This is a genomic window from Parasphingopyxis sp. (assembly GCF_028279465.1).
GTDB lineage: Bacteria > Pseudomonadota > Alphaproteobacteria > Sphingomonadales > Sphingomonadaceae > Parasphingopyxis.
This window is the reverse complement of sequence record NZ_JANQNS010000015.1, coordinates 256,810-277,514: the sequence shown is the minus strand read 5'-3', so window position 1 is coordinate 277,514 and position 20,705 is coordinate 256,810. Positions and strand designations below refer to the sequence as shown.

The window sequence follows — 20,705 nt, the reverse complement described above, 5'->3', positions numbered from 1 at the left end:
GGAGGCGATACGCGATGCTGACCAAGAAACAGCATGAGCTGCTGATGTTCATCCACGACCGTCTGTCCGAAACCGGCATTTCCCCGTCCTTCGAGGAAATGAAGGATGCGCTCGATCTCAAATCGAAATCGGGCGTCCACAGGCTGATCTCCGCGCTCGAAGAACGCGAGTTCATTCGCCGCCTGCCGAACCGCGCCCGCGCGCTGGAAATCCTCCGCATGCCCGATCAATCGGGCGCGAAATCCTCGCCCGTCACGACCGCGCCGAAAATGATGCCGGTCGCCGCGAACGATGTGCTCGACCTCCCCCTGCACGGACGGATTGCCGCCGGCCAGCCGATCGAGGCGATCGAAGGCCAGGACAGTCTGAGCGTGCCCGCCGCCTTTCTCGGCAGCGGCGAACATTATGCGCTCGAAGTGGCCGGTGACTCGATGGTCGAGGAAGGCATTCTCGATGGCGATTATGCGCTGATCCGAAAGGCCGATACGGCACGCGAAGGCGAAATCGTCGTCGCGCTGATCGATCGGGAAGAAGCCACGCTCAAGACCTTCCGCCGCGAGGGTTCGATGATCCGGCTCGATCCGGCCAACCGCAACTATGAGCCGCAGCGCTATGCGCCGGAACAGGTGGCGATTCAGGGCACGCTGGCAGGCCTGCTCCGCCGTTACTGACGGCGGCGCCACGGGCGATCGTCGCCGGGTTCCAGCACCGTTTTGACCCCGGGCGGGGACAGGCTGATCGCCAGCCCGCCCGTTTCGCGCAGCATGGTGCGGTCCGCCAGCAGCCAGCGCGGCGTGCAGCCCTCCGGCATCCGCCGGTCGCTGATGACGATATCCGCAGCCGCGCATTCGCGGACCAGATCCGGATAGGGCAGATAGTAGCGGCTGCGCGTCGCGAAAATCCGCCATTGCCGACCACCGCGCCATAGGGTCGCGCGGCAGCTGTCCGCGTTGCACCAGGCAGTCGGCAGATCGTCGAGCGCACCGGCGACATCTTCGACGCCCGATGTTTCGTTGAACATGTCGCGCACATAGTCGCCGGCCCGCGGGCGGAGCAGCGCGAGCGTACCGTCGCTCTCGCGGATCGCCATATGGCGACCGTCGCCGGTTACGAGGATATCGGCCGGCGGCGTGACGAGCGCCCAGATCGCCCCGGCGAGGATCGGTGCCAGGCCCCAGACGCGCCATCCGCTCTTCCAGAGGCAGAGCCACAATCCGCCAACTATCATCAGCGCATAGGCGGCCATGGGCATCGCAGGCAGTAAGGCGACGGCACTGGGTGTCGTCGAGACGCCATGCGCGATATCGAGCAGCAGGCCGAGCGTTTGACCGACCAGCCACCAGACCGGCGCACCGAGGCCGAAAATATCGAGAAACAGCGCCAGCGCCTCGAGCGGGATGATGACAAAGCTCGTCAGCGGGATCGCGACAATATTGGCGAGCGCGCCGTACAGCCCCGCCTTGTTGAAGTGGAACAGCGCGATCGGCATCAGCGCGATCTCGACGACGAGGCCGGTAAGTAGTAGCCCGAGCGTGAACCGCCCCATCTTCGCCGTCCAGGGTTCGTCGCGCCGCGAGAGCAGCTTTTTCGTACGCGGATGCTCGTGCAACGCGATGATCGCCGTCACCGCCGCAAAACTGAGCTGAAAGCTCGGCCCGACAAGCGTTTCCGGCCAGAACAACAGCACGACAAGCGCACCAGTCGCCACGAGCCGCAATGTTATCGCATCGCGCCCGAGCGCCACGCCGATCAACACAAGCATCGCCGCGATACAGGCGCGCACGGTGGGCACCTCGGCGCCGGTAAACAGCGTATAGGCGAGGCCCGCCAAGGCCCCTGCCCCGGCAGCGATCAGGATCAGCGGCGCGTTGAGCGCGAGTTTCGGGCTCAGCGCCAGCAGCTTGAGCGTCAGCAGCAGCGCAACGCCAATCACAGCCGTCACATGCAGGCCGCTGATCGCGAGCAGATGCGCAAGACCGCTGCGTCGCATGGCTTCGGCATCCTCCTCGGCAATTCGTCCGCGATCGCCGGTTGCGAGCGTCGCAGCGATCGCGCCTTCCCGTCCGCCGACGCGGTCCGCAACATGCGCCGCTAATGTCGCTCGCCGTTCTTCGAGCCATCCGCGCCAGCTATCGCCAGCCGCCGACCGGACGATCTCCACCTCGCCCCAGGCGCGGCCGGTCGCGCCGATCCGTTCGAACCAGGCGCGCTGTGCAAAGTCATAACCACCCGGCACCGTCGCGCCCGGCGGCGGCATAAGCCGCGCATCTAGCGTCACCCAAGCGCCCACGGCGACCGCATCGGTCACCATGTCCTCGGCGAGGTTGACCCGAAACTGCTCGGGCAGTTCCGGATCGCCGGGATTGCGCATCATCAGCCGGACGCTTTCGCGCGCCGGCAAATGTTCGACCGAGACGATTTCGGCAGTGAAGCGGCTCACCACGGGCCGGTCCAGCGTGTCGGTCGCCCGATATTCGGCCCGCGCCCATATCAGCGCGCAGCCGAGCGCGGCGACTATCGCGAAAATGCCGATGCTGCGCCCCAAGCGCAGGCGGCGGCCGAACGCGAATCCGGCGACCGCCAGTCCCGCCATGCCCAATATGAACGCGATCCAGCCGTTCCTGTCTGCAAGCCCGAACCAGGTCGCGATCCCCAGGCCAAGCGCCACCGGGAGCCAGAGCGGCAGTTGATCGCGCTCGCGTTCCAGATGCGCTTCGAGCCGGTCGATCAGGGACGCGCGATCCGATTGTCGCCCGGCGGGCGCTATGCTAGTGCGCGCTCCCAATATTCCCCGCATCTTTCCCAGTCTTGGAGATAGCGCGCATGGGCGCAACCGAAAAAGCCGATGGCACGCAACGCATTGTAACACGATTCGCCCCGTCCCCGACCGGATTCCTGCATATCGGCGGCGCTCGCACGGCGCTGTTCAACTGGCTCTACGCGCGCCATCATGGCGGCGAGTTCAAGCTCCGCATCGAGGATACGGACCGAGCGCGCTCGACCGACGAGGCTATAGCGAAAATTCTCGATGGCATGCGCTGGCTCGGCCTCGATTGGGACGGCGACGAAGTCAATCAGTTCGCGCGCGCCGATCGCCATGCCGAGGTCGCCCATGCCTTGCTCGATCAAGGCAAGGCCTATCGTTGCTATGCCACGCCCGAAGAACTCGCCGAGATGCGCGAACAGCAGCGCGCCGCGAAGCAGCCGATCCGCTATGACAGCCGCTGGCGCGATCGCGACCCGTCCGAAGCGCCCGAGGGCGCGCCGTTCGTCATCCGCCTGAAAACGCCGCTCGACGGCGAAACGGTGATCGACGACGCGGTCCAGGGCAAAGTGACCGTTCGCAACAGCGAGATCGACGATTTCGTGATGCTGCGCGGCGACGGCACGCCGACCTACATGCTCGCCGTGGCGGTCGACGATCACGATATGGGCGTCACCCATGTCATCCGCGGCGACGATCATCTAAATAACGCCTTCCGGCAGCGCGCGCTGATCGACGCGATGGGCTGGCCGCAGCCCGTCTACGCGCATGTCCCGCTGATCCATGGCCCCGACGGCACGAAACTCTCGAAGCGCCATGGCGCGCTCGGCGTCGAAGCCTATCGCGACGAAATGGGCATGCTGCCCGAAGCCGTATTCAACTATCTGCTCCGGCTCGGCTGGGGGCATGGGGATGACGAAATCATCAGCCGCGAGCAGGCTATCGAATGGTTCGATCTGGATGGCGTCGGCAAGTCGGCGGCGCGCTTCGATTTGAAAAAGCTCACCAATCTCAACGGCCATTATATCCGGGAGAGCGAAAATGCCCGGCTGGCGACAATCGCAGAGCCGAAAATCGCCGCTGAAATCGGCCGGGAACTGACCGTCGAGGAGCAGGACTTGCTGCAGCGCAGCATGGAAAGCATCAAGCCGCGTGCCAAGTCCACCGGGGAATTGGCGGAGAGCGCGGGATTTTTATTTCGCACCCGCCCCCTGAATCTGGACGAGAAGGCGGAAATGCTGCTACAGGATGACGCGCCGGCGCGGCTCGCCGCTCTCGTCCCGCATCTCGAAGCGTTGCCGGACTGGACGGAAGAAGCGCTGGACACTGCCGTCAGGGAGTTTGCCGAAGCCCGCGATCTCAAGCTGGGTAAGGTCGCTCAACCCTTGCGCGCAGCGCTGACCGGCAGTGCGACATCGCCGGGCATTTTCGATGTGCTTTTGCTCCTCGGCCGCGAGGAGTCACTGGCGCGGATCGCCGATCAGGCGGGATAGCAGGAGTGAATTTATGGGCGACAGCGCCAAAATCTCGGTCAACGATAGTGAATATGAATATGGCGTACACTCCGGATCGTGCGGCCCCGATGTGGTTGATATCCGCAAGCTCTATTCCGAGACCGGCCTGTTTACCTTCGACCCCGGCTTCAAATCCACGGCCAGCTGCGAATCCGGCCTGACCTATATCGATGGCGGCCAGGGCATCCTCTTGCACCGCGGCTATCCGATCGAACAGCTCGCCGAACAGTCGAGCTTCATGGAGGTCGCTTATCTGCTGCTCAACGGCGAATTGCCGAGCAGCAAGGAATTCGCCGATTTCGAGCGGACGATCACGCTCCACACGATGGTGCATGAGCAGCTGAAGGAACTGTATCGCGGCTTCCGGCGCGACGCCCATCCGATGGCAATCATGTGCGGCGTCGTGGGTGCGCTCAGCGCCTTCTATCACGACTCGACCGACATCACCGATCCCGAACAGCGGATGATCGCCTCGCACCGGATGATCGCGAAGATGCCGACGATCGCGGCGATGGCCTATAAATATGCGATCGGCCAGCCGTTCCTCTATCCGGACAATGACCTCTCCTACACTGGCAACTTCCTGCGCATGACCTTCGGCGTGCCGGCCGAGGAATATGAGCTCGATCCGGTAATCGAAAAGGCGATGGATCGGATTTTCATCCTCCACGCCGATCACGAGCAGAATGCTTCGACCTCTACGGTGCGGCTCGCCGGCTCGTCGGGCGCCAACCCGTTTGCCTGCATCGCCTCCGGCATCGCCTGCCTCTGGGGTCCTGCGCATGGCGGTGCCAACGAAGCCGCGCTGAACATGCTGCGCGAGATCGGCACGCCCGACCGGATCGGCGAATATATCGACCGCGCCAAGGACAAGGAGGACCCGTTCCGCCTGATGGGCTTCGGCCACCGCGTCTACAAGAATTTCGACCCGCGCGCGAAGGTGATGAAGGAAACGGCGACCGATGTGCTCAATACGCTCGGCGTCGACGATCCGATCTTCGATGTCGCCCGCGAGCTTGAGCAGATTGCGCTTAACGACGAATATTTCATCGAGAAGAAGCTCTATCCGAATGTCGACTTCTATTCGGGTGTGATCCTGTCTGCGATTGGCTTCCCGACGACGATGTTCACCGTGCTCTTCGCCATCGCGCGCACGGTCGGCTGGGTCGCGCAGTGGAACGAAATGATCTCCGATCCCGACCAGACCATCGGCCGCCCGCGTCAGCTCTACACAGGTCCCGAACAGCGCGATTATGTGCCGGTGGGCAGCCGCTAAACGCTAATCGCCAACCGGCAGCGTGAGCACGAACCGCGCGCCCTGCCCCATCGCACTGTCGACGTTGATGTCGCCGCCCATCGCCCGGGCGAGGCGGCGCGCGATGTAAAGCCCGAGCCCCGTACCCGGCTCGTCCGCGCCCAGTCGCTCGAACTTTTCGAAGATGCGCGGCTGATCGTCCGGGGCAATTCCCCGCCCCTGATCGGCCACGATGACCGCGGCCAGATCGCCTTCCGTCTCGCACCGAATCCAGACCTGGCTTTCGGCCGGCGCAAAGCGCACGGCGTTACCCACTAGGTTCACCAGTATCTGCAAGACACGCTGATAATCGGCCCGGGCCGGCAGCGATTCGTCATCGGCCGGGCGGTCGATCCGGATACTCTTTTCGGCGGCGCGCACGGTCAGCAACCCGGCGGCATCCCGGGCGATTTCGGCCAGATCGATATCCTGCACCTCGGGCGTGAAATCGTCGCGCTCGACCGCCTGCAGGTCCGCCAGATCGTCGATCAGGCCGAGCAGATGGCGGCCGGCCCGCGCAATATCGCCCGCATATTCGGCATAATCGCCGCGGATCGGCCCATCGAGCTGGGCTTCGATGCTGTGCGCGCTGGCGACGATCCGATCGAGCGGCGCGCGCAGCGCCTGGCTGACCTGCGCGCTAAACACATCCGACACCGCGCCGCCAGTCTCCGACGTGGATGCTGGCGCAGAGGCAGATTCGATGGCCGCCGCCGTGCCGCGGAAACCCGCAAACCGGCCATTGCCGTCAATCAGCGGCACGGCCGTGAGCTCGACACGCTGACCGTCCGATTGCCGCAACACCGCTTCCTGGCGTTCGAAGCGGCGATGTTCGGCCAGCGCGTTCAGGATCGGCAACGCACCGTCTTCGCGTTCAACAAAGCGGAACAGCCCGGTCAGCGGTTGCCCGATATAGGCGGAAGCGTTGCCGAGCATCGGCTCGGCATCGGGCGAGAGCGCGGTAAGGCGCAGCGCATGGTCGGTCTCCCAGAGCCAATCCGCGTCCGCGCGCAAAAAATCATGTTCCCGCAGCGCGGCATCGCCGGCTGCCGGCGGCGCGGGCTCACGCTCGACCCAACCGCCAATGGCGAGATTGACGCCATCGTCATCGGGTTCCGCCTGAATATGCAGCTCGACATCGTGATCGCCGTCCGCCGCGATCACGGAGCGCGACACGGCGATGCCGAGCCGTTCGGCAAGTTTGGCGAGCGCCGCGACCTGCGGAATCGCCAATTGCTTGCCCGGCACGCCACCCGCGCTGCGCTGCAGATCGGCCAGCGGCGGATCGGCAGCGACGAGACATCCGTCGCGATCCACGCGGCCAAAGGCCGGATCGGTCATCTTGTCGATATCCATCACGAAACACCGCGTTCCGAAAAGGATCGGCCGCGCAGGGCGGCAATTGCATCGCGATAGTCGCGATCGAGCCGCCAGGACCGCATCGCGCGCTCGATATCGGCCGGCTGCAACCGGTCATAACTCTGAACCCATTCGGCCGCCCGTTCATCCGCAAGCCGGTCATCGGCCAGCAGCGCGCGCGTCATGGCGACGAGCAGGTGAGACGCCGCCTCGCGCGCGACACCGAGCGACTTTAGCAGCAGCATATGGCTCGGAGCGTCGGGCAGCACCGCCATCTCCCAGGCGACGCCGAACGGCAGATCCCCGCGCGCCGCAAGCAAAGCGACATAGAGCGTCAGCCGCGCGCTGTTGAGCGTTTCGACGAGCAGCGCATCGTCGGCCAGGTCAGCCCGATGCAGGCGTCCGGCCAGCTGCATCGCAATGCCTTCGAGCGACCGCATATCGCCGCGATCTCCCAGCATCGCCGTAGTGGTATCGGCGATTGCAGGATCAAGTGCGGAGGGTTCGATGCCGTGAAGCTGCACGCCATAGCGCCGCAACGCGGCCGCAACCGTCCAGACCAGTTGCCGGTCGGAAGGATCCGACAGATCGGACCGCATGACCTTCGGGTCGTCGAACCGGTCATTGGTCCGGCTTTCGGCGATCAGCAGGTCCATCGCATCGGCGGCAATGGCATCATCGCCATGGTCGGTCAGCGTCTCCAGCCGTCCATTTTCGGTCGACACCGCATTGCGCCGCAACTGGCGGCCGATCGCGAATGTCCGGCTGCGCCTGACGAGCAGTTCCGCCAACGCGCGATCATCGGGCAGCCCGGACTGGCTGAGCATGGGCCATGCGATGGCGACATGGGCCGCGCCAAGCGATGCGGTAAATTCCTCCACATCCGGCAACGCGCCGGCGTTCAACAGTCTGGCGCGGAGATCGGCTTCGACCGTCTCGACAAGCCCTTTCAGCAAGCGGCGTACGGTGAGCCGTTCAACCTCGCTCAGCTTGTAATGCTCGGGCCGGATCAGGGCGGACAGGCTCGCCCCGGCGCCCGGATGACGCCCGTCTGCTGCGCGCACGGCGGCCGCGAGCAGCGCAGCAGCGTGCTCTTCCGCGGTTTCCGCAGCGGAATGGACGGCATCGGACATGGTCAGGATATAGCGGAAACGTCGTTAAGACCGTGCTAATCCTGTTTGATCGTTCAATCGCGGCGACGAATGGCTTCCTTGAGCATATTCTGCATGAAAAACAGCGATATAGCGGCATATATCGCAACCGCGGCAGGCCAGAAAAACCAGAAACCCGACGCCGCGAACGGCACGATCAGCCAGATCGCGGCATTTCCGTCGATAAACCAGGGCAAAGCCCGGTGCTCGCCATCGAGCGATTTGCGCAGCACATACATCTCCCGATTGGCGAGAATGAGTATCGCCAGCGCGACGACGGACGCGATGAAATAGGCCAACTCGCCGGACGTCACCATCGCGAAGCGCCCGAGCGCGAGAATGGCGAGGCCCTGCGAGATGCCCTTGGCGAACCGGATTTCCCAACCACCGTCATAATCGCGCAATCGCGCCAGATCGATCCGCGCCGCGATCGCATCCAGCGGCCCCGCGAGCAACAGGAGCACGAACCCGGTCCACAACCAGCCCCACCAGAACGCCGCCGCGCCGCCGATGGTCAGCGCGATTGCCGCCACCCGGAGCCAGATCGGTTCGACCCGCCGATCGAGCAAAAGCGGCGCAATTCGGGACGTCACAGGTGCGTAGATAAAGCGTTCCGGCCAGCTCCCGGCCTGCAGGCTGTTCCGCTCGAGCATCGAATGGCCGGCATCCCGGCTGCGCCCGCTATGCTCGGCCAAGACGACCGCCTCGCTGGCATCGATGACAACGCCGGAATCGCCGTCGACCGGCAGAAAATCCGCGCCGCCCTGCACGATCCGGCGCATCAATGTCGATTGCAGATCCCAATCCCCGAGCATTGCGGCCGTTGTCGACACGGCATCCACATCGGTGAGCGCGAGGCCCGCCCAGCGATGATCGGCATCGACCCGCTCAAAGTCTTCGTTTTCCGGCGTATCGGCCACGACCAGCAATGTCGGCGCAACGCGCGCGGCCATCGCCTCGAAACAGTCCGGCGCGGCGACGAGGCCGTCTGCGACGAGGAGGACATGTTCCTCGGGATGGAAATAATCCGCCGCCGCCATCGGATCGCGTGCGAGATTGACCGCTATGCCATCGCGCTTGAGCCGGTCGATCGCCGCGCTAAGCGCCGCCGGCACGCGTTCGACAAGGATTACGACATGGCTGGCGCCCGCCGTTATCGCCCGCCGGACCTGATTTTCGAGAAGGCTGCGGCCCGCCATGGGCAAGAGCGCGCGCAGGCCCGCCTCGCCGTCATCGGCCTCCTGATAGGCGGCAATCAGCGCCGCAAAGGCCATGATGTGCGTCCCAAAGCCATTGGCTCGATGCGATACGCGCAGAGATACAGGCTTGCAAAGCCATTCGCCTTGGAAATCCGGGGATTGCTCGCAGAGGAGTGCTCACAAAGGGCGGGCTATTCCCCGCCTTTTTCCGATTCCGCGTCGGCGGACGAAAAGCCGGCCAGCGATTTATCGATGCGCTGGAGCAGTGCCTGGTCGAAGGGCACGCCTTCGGCCGCTTCATTGGCGAGCGCCATCAGATCGACGACACCGAAGCTCGCCGCAAGCCCTTTCAGCCGCCAGGCCGCGACCTGCCATTGCTGATCGTTGACCGCATTGTGAAGCGCGGAAACCTGCCGCCGAGCGCTCTGGAAGAAGGCCGAACGCAGCTCGACAATCAGCGCCGGATCGTCGCCGACCGCCGCCGCCAGGGTTTTGTCCAATGCTCCAGGGTCATAGGCCATGGTGTGGCTTTAAAGCATCGCCGTTAACGCTCCGTTGCCGTGCATGGCTTTCGGAGGGTCCAAAACATGGTAAACACGGCGAATTGAGAGGGAAATGCGATGGCCGAAGCAGCAAATGACCTAGCGGAGGTGGAAAGCCCTGCCGAAATCGGGCGCGGCGCGACAGTCCAGCCGTCCGAAGCCGCCGAATGGATCGCCGAAGACGAGTGGGATTTCGAGCTGGAAGAGCCGAGCTTCGCCGAACGCTTGCCGTCCATAGCGATCATCGCGCTGGCGAGTATCTGGGTCGGCTTTGTGGGCTGGGCCGCCTATTCAAGCGTGACGGCAGAAACGCCGAACCTGACGCAGATCGCCAACTGGATCGCGATCGGCTCCGTGCCACTCGCGCTGCTCGGTATCGTCTGGCTGCTGACCCAGCGGACCAGCCGCCGCGAGGCGGTGCGGTTCGGGCGGACATCCGAAGCGATGCGCGCCGAGGCCCGGCGGCTCGACAATGCCATGGCCGTCGTTTCCGCCCAGCTCTCCGAAATCCGCGAGGGCGTTTCCAGCGAAACCGATCGCCTGCTCGCGCTCGGCGACGATGCCGCCGGCCGGCTGCGCGCCGTCAGCGACATGATGCGCGATGCCAGCACCAATATCGAGCAGAAATCCAGCATTCTGGACAAGGCGGCCAAGTCCGCGCGCGAAGATGTCGATGTGCTGATGACCGATCTGCCGCGCGCCGAGGAACAGGCACGGGCCGTGAGCGAGGGCATCCGCGAAGCGGGCGTCAACGCGCATGAACAGGCCGCATCACTCGATACGCAATTGCTGTCGCTGAAAGCGCGCGGCGAGCAGGCGCAGGACGTGGCCAATGGCGCGGCCCAGTCGCTGGCTGCCAATCTCGCGCGGATCGAAGGCGTTGCGGACGTGTCGGCGGCCAAGCTCGCTACGACAGGCGAGGAGATCAATACGGTCGTCGATGGCATCCTGGAGCGGTCCAGCGCGGCCGTCGAGGATACGCGTAAGGTTGTCGACGAAATCGGCACGGCGCTGACCGCAATGGTCGAAAATGCCCGGACGAATTTCAGTCAGGAGGGCGAGGATGCAGCCGCCGCGCTCGACGAGCGGATCGTCGCAACCACCGCCGCGCTGTCGGCATTCGACGCACAGCTGAGCGAGCAGCGCAATGCAACGGCCGCAACACTGGGCGATCTGGATACGGGCCTGGGCGATATCGAGAGCCGGCTCGCCGGTCTGTCCACGGACGGCGCGGAGCATGCGCGCACGCTGAGCGCCGAAATCGACGGGTTGCGCGAAGGCATGACCGCGCTCGGCGAGAATATCGGCGGCAATGACGCTGCCACCGAACGGCTGATCGCGCGGGCCGCCGAGGTGAAGGCCGCGCTCGACCTCAGCGCAGAATCGCTGGCCGACGCCCTGCCCCAGGCGTTCGCCGATACCGAAAGCCGGGCCGAGCGATTGAAGGCCGCGATAGCCGATGTCGCACCCGATCTCGAAACGCTGAAACAGCTGGCCGACGACACGCGCAGCTATATCGGCGTTACCGGCGAAAGTCTCGAAGATCAGCGGGCTGCGGTGGCCTCCTTCGTCGATCAGGTCGGCGACCGGATCACGGCGATGCGGGCCGACATCACGAGCATTGAGGACGGTCTCAACCATTCCGCCGAACAGGCCGAAAGCATCGCGGACGGCGCGGCACCGCGGCTGATCGAGATATTGATGGAAGTGCGCGAGACGGCAGACCAAGCGGCCGAGAAAGCACGCGCCGCCTTTGGCGACGTTATCCCGCAAAGCGCTGCGGCGATCGGCGAGGCGACCCAGGCCGCCATGACGGACGCGCTGGGCGAGAATGTCGAAAGCCGGATCGCCGAACTGATCGCGACGTCCGAACAGGCGGCCTCACTGGCGCAGGAAGCGATGGCCGCCCTGGATACCAAGATTGCGGAGATCGAGAGCCGCAGCGCGGCCCTTCAGAGCCAGTTGCGCGAAGCGGAAACCGATGCCGAAGACGCCAGCCTCGACGGCTTTGCCCGCCAGGTCACTTTGCTCATCGAATCGCTCAATTCGACGGCTATCGACGTGAGCAAAATCCTCTCGAACGAGGTCACGGACACGGCATGGGCGGCCTATCTGAAAGGCGATCGCGGTATCTTTTCGCGCCGCGCCGTGCGGCTGCTCGATACGGGCGAGGCGCGCGAGATCGTCGCGCAATATGAGAATAATGGCGAATTCCGCGAGCAGGTGAACCGCTATGTTCACGATTTCGAAGCAATGCTGCGCCGCGTGATGACGGCGCGGGACGGCGCGCCGCTCGCGGTGACCCTGCTGTCGTCGGACAATGGCAAGCTCTACGTTGCGCTCGCCCAGGCTATCGAGCGGCTGCGCTAGCGCTCGACCGTCGTTCGCATCGATTCCGGTTTGAGGAAATCGAGAATGTCGGCGCCGATCCAACCATAGACATAATTGGCGTAGAACAGGCCGAAAAAGATCGTTGCGACGATGGTCGTACGCAAGACGACAGGCCCCGCGCGGAACCGGTGCGGAGCGCTTTCCGCATTGCCGGGCAGCGTCTCCACGCCCGCCTCGCGATCCGTCCGCGCGCTGAACGGCAACACCATGAAAAGGCAGAGAAACCAGAAGAGAAAATAGATGGCGAGCACCGAAATGAGCTCCATCGCTACACCTCCATCAGCGAAACGTTGACCACGGGTTTCTTGCCCGTCCAGTGGGTCGCTGTGCGGCGCACGGCAAGCCGGATCGTCTCGCGCAGTTTTTCAGGGTCTTTCGCGCCTTTCCGCGCGGCATCGGCGGCGGCTTCGACGGCATCGTCGATAAACGCCTCGCGATCTTCTTCGACGGGAATGCCGGCCATCGAGAAAGCCGGGGTACCGCGCATCTTGCCGTCTTCGCCGAACGCCACGGTGATCGCGATAAGCCCGCGCTGGCCGATACGGCGGCGTTCGTTCATCGCCTCGCCATCCGCCGCCACGATAGTATCACCGTCAAGCACGAGCCGGCCAGTACGCTCATGCCCGATGATCGCCGGGCCATCGGGTGCAAGCCTGACCACATCGCCATTCTGCTGGACGATAGTCTTGGGAACGCCTTGCGCCGCGCCGAACCGCGCCTGCTCGGCCATGTGCCGCAGCTCGCCATGGACGGGCACAAGAATCTCAGGCCGAATCCATTCGTACATTTTCGCCAGCTCCGGACGGCCGGCATGGCCGGATACATGCACCATCGCCTGCCGGTCTGTGACGATCGGTATCTGTTTCGCGGCAAGCGCATTCTGCACCCGGCCGATGGCGAGCTCGTTGCCCGGAATCTGTTTCGAGCTGAAGACGACGAGATCGCCACTATCGAGCGTCAGGGGGTGATTGTCCTCGGCGATACGCCCCAACGCCGCCCGCGATTCCCCCTGCCCGCCTGTTGCGATGATAAGCAGCTCGCGCGGCGGCAAACGCATCGCTTCCTCGAAATCGACTGTTGGCGGGAAGTCCTTCAGATAGCCGACGGCCTGCGCGGTATCGATGATCCGGTCCAGCGAGCGGCCCGCCACACATACTTTGCGGCCCGTTTCCGTGGCGATGCGGCCCAGCGTCTGCAGGCGCGCCGCGTTTGACGCGAAGGTCGTCACCAGCACGCGCCCCGTGGCCGCACCGATCACCTCGGCCAGCCCCGCCTTCACCGCGCCCTCACTGCCCGAATCCTTCTCATTGAAGACGTTTGTTGAATCGCAGACGAGGGCGAGAATACCTGTATCGCCGATCGCGATCATCTCTTCGGGCGTCGTCGGCGTGCCGGTTTGCGGATCGGGGTCGAGCTTCCAGTCGCCGGTGTGGAAAATGCGGCCATACTCGGTCTCGATCACCAGCGCATTGCCTTCGAGGATCGAATGGGCGAGCGGGATATATTGAAAATTGAATGGGCCCAGATCGAAACTGTCGTCCGGATCGATCACGTTCAGCTCGATCTCCTCGGTCAGACCCGCCTCTTCGAGTTTCCGGTAGATCAGTCCGGCGGTAAAGGCCGTTGCGTATAAAGGCACGCCAAGATCGCCCGCCAGATAGGGCAGCGCGCCGATATGGTCCTCATGGCCATGGGTCAGCACGATGCCGAGCAGGTCATCGATACGGTCCTCGATAAATTCCAGGTCAGGCAGGACGAGTTCGATCCCCGGATAATAGGGATCGCCGAAGGTCATGCCGCAATCGACCATGACCCATTTGCCCTGCGTGCCGTAGAGATTGACGTTCATGCCGATCTCGCCCGACCCGCCGAGCGCGAGGAAAAGCAGTTCGTTTTCGGGAGTCATTCGGGTCTATCTGGACCTTTCATAGAGCATCGCCAGCCCCTGGATGGTGAGGTCGGGCTCGATCACGTCGAACACGTCCGTATGCTGATCGAAAAGCGTCGCCAGCCCGCCGGTCGACACGACTTTGGCGGGGCGGCCGATCTCCGCGCGCGTGCGCGCGACCAGCCCTTCGATCATGGCGATATAGCCCCAATACACGCCGATGTGCATCTGGTCTTCAGTGTTGGTCCCGATGACGGATCGGTCGCGCGGCGCCTCGATCGCAATGCGCGGCAGCTTGGCCGCCGCCCCTACCAACGCATCGAGCGAGAGATTGATGCCCGGCGCGATAACCCCGCCTTTATAGGCGCCCTCATAATCGGCGACGTCGAAGGTGGTCGCCGTGCCGAAATCGATGATGATCAGGTCTTCAGGATGAAGCGCATGGGCGGCGATCACATTGACCGCCCGGTCCGCGCCGAGACTCGAGGGTTCGTCGATGTCGAGCGATATGCCCCATTCGACCGGCGGTTCGCCTGCGACAAGCGCCTCGACATCGAAATATTTGGACGCCAGCACCTGCAGATTGTGCAGCGCGCGGGGCACGACGGTCGAGATGATCACCGCCTCGATGTCGTCCGGCGTGACCCCTTCGAGCGCCATGAGGTTATGCAGCCAGACCGCATATTCATCGCCCGTGCGCCGGGGGTCCGTCGCGATCCGCCAGCGCGCGGCAATCTCGCCATTCTTGACGAGCGCGAAGACGACATTGGTGTTTCCGGCATCGATAGCGAGCAGCATCGCATCAGTCCTCAAATCAGGAAAACATCGCCCGCATGCATGACACGGACGGACCCATCCGCCAAGCGCAGCCGCAAGGCGCAATCCTCCGATAATCCTGCAAACTCGCCGGAAATCCTGTTGTTGTCGCGATCGTGAATTGCCATCGGCTGGCCGATCGGAAAGCTCTTCTCCATCCAGGAATACCGTAGATATGAAAGTCCGTGCTCTCGCCATTCCTGCAGCGAATGACGAAATATTCCAGCGAGATAATCCAAAAAAACGTCAGGCGTTGGCGGATCAACATATTTCGCCAAGCTATTTGCAGGTTGATCCAAATCGCGCGGGTGATCTGCTAGGTTCACGCCGAAACCGATGATGACGGCGTCACGGTCTCGTTCAAGCAGAATCCCGGCCATCTTGGCTCCATCGAGTAGCAGATCATTCGGCCATTTCAGAACCAGTTTGTCGCTCCAACGCAAATTTGGTTCTAACTCGACTGGCTTCGATACGTGGCCCCGAAAATCCGGATCATTCATTTCCAAAAAGACAAGCGACCACAGAGCTGAACCCGCAACCAGCGAGAGCGTTGCGGGCGGCGGATCATCTTCCTTCAACCTGACTATCGTGCTGGCATAGAGGTTACCGCGTATGGAAACCCACTTGCGCCCTTGCCTGCCTCGGCCGCCGATCTGCCGTTCTGCGCGTAGCCATGAGTCTTCCGGCTCGCCTTGCCGCGCAAGCGCGATCATATCGTCATTGGTGGAGCCGGTTTCGGCGACGGACTGGATCCGGATGCTCAGACCGCGATCGCCTTAGAACAGCGCCGCGGCGGCATTGCCCGCGGTCAGCGCGAGGAACGGCACGAGCAGATAGCCGAGCGGCGATACCGCTGCCGCTGTGACCGCGATCAAGCCATTCTCCATCACCGAATTGGCGGGTGCATAGGGTTCGGCAGCATCGTCGAAATAGATCGTCTTGATGATGCGCAGATAATAGTAGGCGCCGACCACCGATAGCGCGATGCCGATCACGGCAAGCGGAAAGAGCCCGGCAGCGACGGCCGCGTCGAAGACCAGGAATTTGCCCCAGAAGCCGAGCAGCGGCGGAATGCCCGCAAGGCTGAACATGAAGATCGCGAAGGCGGCGGCGAGGCCCGGCTGCGATTTGGAGAGACCGGCAAGGCTCTCGATATCCTCGACCGGGCGGCCGTCCGCATCGCGCATCTGCAGGACGCACAGGAAGCTGCCGAGCGTCATTACGACATAGATGGCCATGTAAGACATGGTCGCCGCTACGCCGGCCTGCGTGCCCGCAGCAAGGCCGATCAGCGCGAAGCCGATATTGTTGATTGAGCTGTACGCAAGCAGACGCTTGATGTTGGACTGACCGATGGCGGCCACTGCGCCGAGCGCGATCGAGCCGAGCGCGACGAAGATCACGATCTGCTGCCAGGCATCGGTCGCCGGACCGAGCGCTTCGAACATCACGCGCACCGCAAGTGCGATGGCCGCGATCTTGGGCGCCGAGGCAAAGAAGGCGGTGACCGGCGTCGGCGCGCCCTCGTAAACGTCCGGCGTCCACATATGGAACGGCACGGCGCTGATCTTGAAGGCGAGACCGGCCAGGACGAACACCAGTCCGAACAGTTCGCCCGTCGACATGTCGTCGGCAAAGGCCGTCGCGATGCCGGTGTAACTAGTCGTGCCGGTAAAGCCGTAGAGCAATGAGATACCGTAGAGCAGGATGCCGCTCGCCAATGCGCCGAGCACGAAATATTTGAGGCCCGCTTCTGCCGAGCGCGTGTCCTGCCGCATGAAGCTCGCCAGCACATAGGCCGCCAGGCTGTTGATCTCCAAGCCGATATAGAGAAGCATCAGATCGCCCGACGAAACCATGAAACCCATGCCGAGCGCGGCAAACAGGATCAGCACCGGATATTCGGGGCGCATTTCGCTGCGCCGATCGAAAAAGCGCGGGGCCATCAGGATCGCGATGGCCGCCGAGGCGTAGATCAGCACCTTGGAGAAGGTGGAGAAGGCATCGGCGACATAGAGCCCGCCGAAGACCGTGCCGCCATTGCCCGCCGGGCCGAGCAGCGACAGGCCGCAGGCGATCAGCATTAGCACCGCATAGATGCTCACGCGGCGCGAAACGTCCGGCTTCTTGCTGAACGCGCCGACGAGCAGCAGGTCCGTAGCCCCGAGCGTCAGGATCAGCTCGGGCGCGACGGTGAGAAGGCTTTCCCAGATCGTCATCAGTGCGTGCCCTCCCCGCCATGATCGCCGCCATGGCCGTCACCATGCTCGGCTTCGAGCAGCATGCCTGCGCCCATCGCGAGCTGCGCATCGCCTGGTGGGTTTGCGGGCTCGATCCGGGCCAGCAAGGTGCCGACATCGTCGCGGATCGGCGCGAGGAAGCTTTCCGGATAGACGCCCATCCATAAGACGACGGCGGCGATCGGCCCGAGCGTCGCAAGCTCGCGCACCGACAGATCGGGCATTGCTTTGACGTCTTCCTTTTCGAGCTCGCCGTAGCAGATGCGCCAATAGAGATAGAGCATATAGGCCGCGCCCAGGATGATGCCGGTCGTGCAGACTACAGCGACCCAGCTATTCGCCTCATAGGCGCCGACCAGCGCAAGGAATTCGCCGACAAAGCCGCTCGTGCCCGGCAGGCCGATCGAGGCCATGGTGAAGAGCATGAACAGGATCGCGTATTTGGGCATATTGTCGCTGAGCCCGCCATAACGCTCGATCTCGCGCGTATGGAGCCGGTCGTAGATGACGCCAACGCACAGGAAGAGCGCTCCGGATACGAGACCGTGCGAGAGCATGACGATCATCGCGCCCTCGATGCCCTGCCGGTTGAAGGCGAACAGCCCGATCGTGACGAAGGCCATATGCGCCACCGATGAATAGGCGATCAGCTTCTTCATGTCCTTCTGCACGAGCGCGACCAAGGACGTGTAGACGACCGCGACCATCGACAGGCCGAAGACGATCCAGACCAGCTCGGCCGAGGCTTCGGGGAACATCGGCAGCGAGAAGCGGATAAAGCCATAGCCACCCATCTTCAGCAGTACGCCGGCAAGGATCACCGAGCCCGCCGTCGGCGCCTGGACATGGGCATCGGGCAGCCAGGTATGAACGGGCCACATCGGCATCTTCACGGCAAAGCTCGCGAAGAAGGCGAGCCAGAGCCAGTTCTGCGCGCCACCCGGGAAATCGTACGTCATCAACTCGGGGATCGACGAGGTGCCCGCTTCCTGCACCATCCAGAGCATCGCGATCAGCATCAGCACCGATCCCAAAAGCGTGTAGAGGAAGAATTTATAGCTCGCGTAGATCCGCTCGGCGCCGCCCCAGATGCCGATGATCAGATACATCGGGATGAGGCCGGCCTCGAAGAAGATGTAGAAGAGGAAGATGTCCTGAGCGGTGAACACGCCGATCATCAGCGATTCCATGAGCAGAAACGCCGCCATATATTCGGGCACGCGCGATTGAATGGATTGCCAGCTCGCGATGATGCAGATCGGCATCAGGAAGACCGAGAGCATGATCAGCATCAGCGCGATGCCGTCGATCCCCATCGCCCAGGCGAAGCGCCCGAAAATCGGATAATATTCGACGAACTGCCATTGCGGCCCGCCAATCTCGTAGCTGATCCAGAGCAGGATACCGAGCGCGAAGGTGACAAGCGTCGTGCCGAGCGCGATGACGCGCGCCATGCCCGCCTTGCCCTCGCCCTGCCCCGGCCATATCAGGCAGAGCAGCGCACCGGCGAGCGGCAGCAGGACCATTACGGTCAGGATCGGAAAGCCGAGCTGGTTCACCGGGTGATCGCCCAGGTGGCGGCCGCGACCAGACCGATCAGCATCACCAGCGCATAGGTGTAGAGATAGCCGGACTGGAAACGCTTCGCGACGCCAGTGCCGCTGGCGACAAGCGCGGAGACGCCGTCAGGCCCAAACCGGTCGATAAAGCCCTTGTCGCCGCGCTTCCAAAAGAAGCGGCCGATGGCGAAGGCGGGTTTCACGAAAATCGCGTTATACAGCTCGTCGATATACCATTTGTTGTAGAGAAACGCGTGCAGCACGCGGAACTGATCGACGAATTTCGCAGGCCAGTCGGTATATTTGATATAGGCCAGCCAGGCGATCGCGAGGCCCGTCAGCATCACCGCGCCCGGCGCATATTTCACCCAGGTCGGCACCTCGTGGATCGCATGCAGCAGATGCGTATCGAGCGCGATGCTGCCCGCCCAGAAAATCTCGCCCTCTTCGGCATAGCCGAACGGATAGTAGAAGAGATAGCCGGCGAATACGGCGCCGAGCGACAACACGCCCAACGGCACAAGCATCGACCAGGGACTTTCATGCGGATGATAGCCGCCAGTCGCGTCTTCGGCGGTTTCCGGCGTCTTGTGAACGCTGTGCTGGATATGCTCGCTCGTGATCCAGCGCGGCTTGCCGAAGAAGGTCATGAAGATCAGCCGCCAGCTATAGAAGCTCGTCAGCAATGCGGCGAAGACGAGCGTGAAGAAGGCGACACCGCCCAGTTCGGAGTCGGTCGCGAAGGCCGCCTCGATGATCAGGTCTTTCGAGTAGAAACCGGCAAAGCCGAACACGCCGACGATTCCGACGCCGGTGATCGCGAGCGTGCCGATGATCATCGCCCAGAAGGTCAGCGGAATTTCTTTCCTGAGCGCGCCATAATGCCGCATGTCCTGCTCATGATGCATGGCATGAATCACACTACCCGCACCGAGGAAGAGCAGCGCCTTGAAGAAGGCGTGCGTGAACAGGTGGAACATCGCGATGCCGTATGCGCCGACACCGGCGGCGACGAACATATAGCCGAGCTGCGAGCAGGTCGAATAGGCGATCACCCGCTTGATATCCATCTGCGCCGTCCCAACCGTCGCCGCGAAAAAGGCCGTGAGCAGACCGAAGAATGTGACCACGGCGAGCGCCATGTCACTTGTCTCGAACATCGGCGAAAGGCGGCAGACCATGAATACGCCGGCTGTCACCATCGTCGCGGCGTGGATCAACGCAGAGACGGGCGTCGGACCCTCCATCGCGTCCGGCAGCCAGGTGTGGAGCCCGAACTGCGCCGATTTGCCCATCGCGCCGATAAACAACAGCAGGCAAAGCAAGGTCATCGTGTCGACGCGATAACCGAGGAAGCCGATCGTCGATCCGGCCATGGCGGGCGCGGCTTCGAGGATTTCGGGGATCGATACCGTGCCGAACACGAGGAACGTGCCGAATATGCCGAGCGAAAAGCCGAAATCGCCGACACGGTTGACGACGAACGCCTTGATCGCCGCGGCATTGGCGCTCGGCTTCTTGTACCAGAAACCGATCAGCAGATAGGAGGCAAGCCCGACCCCTTCCCAGCCGAAGAACATCTGCACGAGGTTGTTCGACGTCACGAGCATCAGCATCGCGAAGGTGAAGAGCGAGAGATAGGCGAAGAAGCGGGGCTGGTCCGGGTCCTCTGCCATATAGCCCCAGCTATAAAGGTGGACGAGCGCCGAAACGGTCGTGACCACGACCAGCATCACGGCCGTTAGCGTATCGACGCGCAGGCTCCAGGCGACGTCCATCTCGCCCGAGGCGATCCAGGTGAAGACCGGTGCGACATAGGCCTCCTGCCCGCCGACGAGGAAGTCGAGGAAAATCGGCCAGCTCAGCGCGCAGGCGATGAACAGCGCGCCCGTCGTCAGAATTTTCGCGACGAAATTGCCGAGCATCCGATTGCCAAGACCGGCAATGATGGCCGCCAGCAGCGGCAGAAAGACAATGAGCTGGATCAT

Annotated in this window: 16 protein-coding genes; 4 read left to right on the top strand and 12 right to left on the bottom strand. The window is 63.3% G+C overall.

What is annotated here, in order from left to right; translation table 11 throughout:
- The first annotated feature begins 14 nt into the window (after positions 1-14).
- Positions 15-671 (top strand): transcriptional repressor LexA, encoded by a 657-nt coding sequence (gene lexA, locus Q0974_RS10770; RefSeq protein WP_299327449.1) that lies wholly within the window; start codon positions 15-17, stop codon positions 669-671.
- Here the strand turns inward: lexA and Q0974_RS10765 are convergent.
- Entirely contained in the window at positions 665-2,797 is a 2,133-nt protein-coding gene (locus Q0974_RS10765) for a ComEC/Rec2 family competence protein (RefSeq protein ID WP_299327447.1), read from the bottom strand. The two genes, lexA and Q0974_RS10765, sit on opposite strands and share 7 nt — an antisense overlap.
- A gap of 26 nt (positions 2,798-2,823) precedes the next feature.
- Here Q0974_RS10765 and gltX point away from each other — a divergent pair, with 26 nt between their 5' ends.
- Positions 2,824-4,257: a glutamate--tRNA ligase gene (gltX, locus tag Q0974_RS10760; RefSeq protein ID WP_299327445.1), complete on the top strand. Its 1,434-nt coding sequence runs from the start codon at positions 2,824-2,826 to the stop codon at positions 4,255-4,257.
- 13 nt (positions 4,258-4,270) lie between these two features.
- The gene (locus Q0974_RS10755; protein WP_299327443.1) at positions 4,271-5,554 is read left to right on the top strand and encodes a citrate synthase; all 1,284 of its coding nucleotides are present in this window, start codon (positions 4,271-4,273) and stop codon (positions 5,552-5,554) included.
- Positions 5,555-5,557: 3 nt separating this feature from the next.
- Here Q0974_RS10755 and Q0974_RS10750 read toward each other — a convergent pair whose 3' ends face one another.
- The 4 genes from Q0974_RS10750 to Q0974_RS10735 all read right to left on the bottom strand — a co-directional run bounded on the left by Q0974_RS10750 (position 5,558) and on the right by Q0974_RS10735 (position 9,802).
- Positions 5,558-6,928, bottom strand: coding sequence for a HAMP domain-containing sensor histidine kinase (locus Q0974_RS10750; RefSeq protein WP_299327442.1), 1,371 nt, complete (start codon positions 6,926-6,928; stop codon positions 5,558-5,560).
- Positions 6,928-8,064, bottom strand: coding sequence for a DUF2336 domain-containing protein (locus Q0974_RS10745; RefSeq protein ID WP_299327441.1), 1,137 nt, complete (start codon positions 8,062-8,064; stop codon positions 6,928-6,930). The genes Q0974_RS10750 and Q0974_RS10745 overlap by 1 nt, the downstream gene beginning before the upstream one ends.
- A gap of 53 nt (positions 8,065-8,117) precedes the next feature.
- Entirely contained in the window at positions 8,118-9,356 is a 1,239-nt protein-coding gene (locus tag Q0974_RS10740) for a hypothetical protein (RefSeq protein ID WP_299327439.1), read from the bottom strand.
- A 116-nt stretch (positions 9,357-9,472) separates the two neighbouring features.
- Positions 9,473-9,802 (bottom strand): Hpt domain-containing protein, encoded by a 330-nt coding sequence (locus Q0974_RS10735; protein ID WP_299327437.1) that lies wholly within the window; start codon positions 9,800-9,802, stop codon positions 9,473-9,475.
- A gap of 99 nt (positions 9,803-9,901) precedes the next feature.
- On the opposite strand from Q0974_RS10735, the gene Q0974_RS10730 reads away from it, so the two are divergent.
- Complete coding sequence (locus tag Q0974_RS10730) at positions 9,902-12,193, top strand: hypothetical protein (protein WP_299327435.1); 2,292 nt, start codon at positions 9,902-9,904, stop codon at positions 12,191-12,193.
- Here the strand turns inward: Q0974_RS10730 and Q0974_RS10725 are convergent.
- From Q0974_RS10725 to nuoL, 7 genes are all read right to left on the bottom strand, one after another.
- A complete protein-coding gene (locus Q0974_RS10725) occupies positions 12,190-12,480 on the bottom strand; it encodes a DUF1467 family protein (RefSeq protein WP_299327433.1) in 291 nt (96 codons plus the stop codon). The two genes, Q0974_RS10730 and Q0974_RS10725, sit on opposite strands and share 4 nt — an antisense overlap.
- Positions 12,481-12,482: 2 nt before the next feature.
- Positions 12,483-14,120, bottom strand: coding sequence for a ribonuclease J (locus Q0974_RS10720; protein WP_299327431.1), 1,638 nt, complete (start codon positions 14,118-14,120; stop codon positions 12,483-12,485).
- A 6-nt stretch (positions 14,121-14,126) separates the two neighbouring features.
- Positions 14,127-14,900 carry a type III pantothenate kinase gene (locus Q0974_RS10715; RefSeq protein WP_299327429.1) on the bottom strand — a complete coding sequence of 258 codons (774 nt, stop codon included), beginning with the start codon at positions 14,898-14,900 and terminating at the stop codon, positions 14,127-14,129.
- 11 nt (positions 14,901-14,911) lie between these two features.
- Complete coding sequence (locus tag Q0974_RS10710) at positions 14,912-15,631, bottom strand: biotin--[acetyl-CoA-carboxylase] ligase (protein WP_299327427.1); 720 nt, start codon at positions 15,629-15,631, stop codon at positions 14,912-14,914.
- Positions 15,632-15,694: 63 nt separating this feature from the next.
- Positions 15,695-17,137, bottom strand: coding sequence for an NADH-quinone oxidoreductase subunit NuoN (nuoN, locus tag Q0974_RS10705; protein WP_299327426.1), 1,443 nt, complete (start codon positions 17,135-17,137; stop codon positions 15,695-15,697).
- Positions 17,137-18,717 carry an NADH-quinone oxidoreductase subunit M gene (locus Q0974_RS10700; protein ID WP_299327425.1) on the bottom strand — a complete coding sequence of 527 codons (1,581 nt, stop codon included), beginning with the start codon at positions 18,715-18,717 and terminating at the stop codon, positions 17,137-17,139. Before Q0974_RS10700 ends, nuoN begins: the two co-directional genes overlap by 1 nt.
- The gene (gene nuoL, locus Q0974_RS10695) at positions 18,714-20,705 is read right to left on the bottom strand and encodes an NADH-quinone oxidoreductase subunit L (RefSeq protein ID WP_299327423.1); all 1,992 of its coding nucleotides are present in this window, start codon (positions 20,703-20,705) and stop codon (positions 18,714-18,716) included. The genes Q0974_RS10700 and nuoL overlap by 4 nt, the downstream gene beginning before the upstream one ends.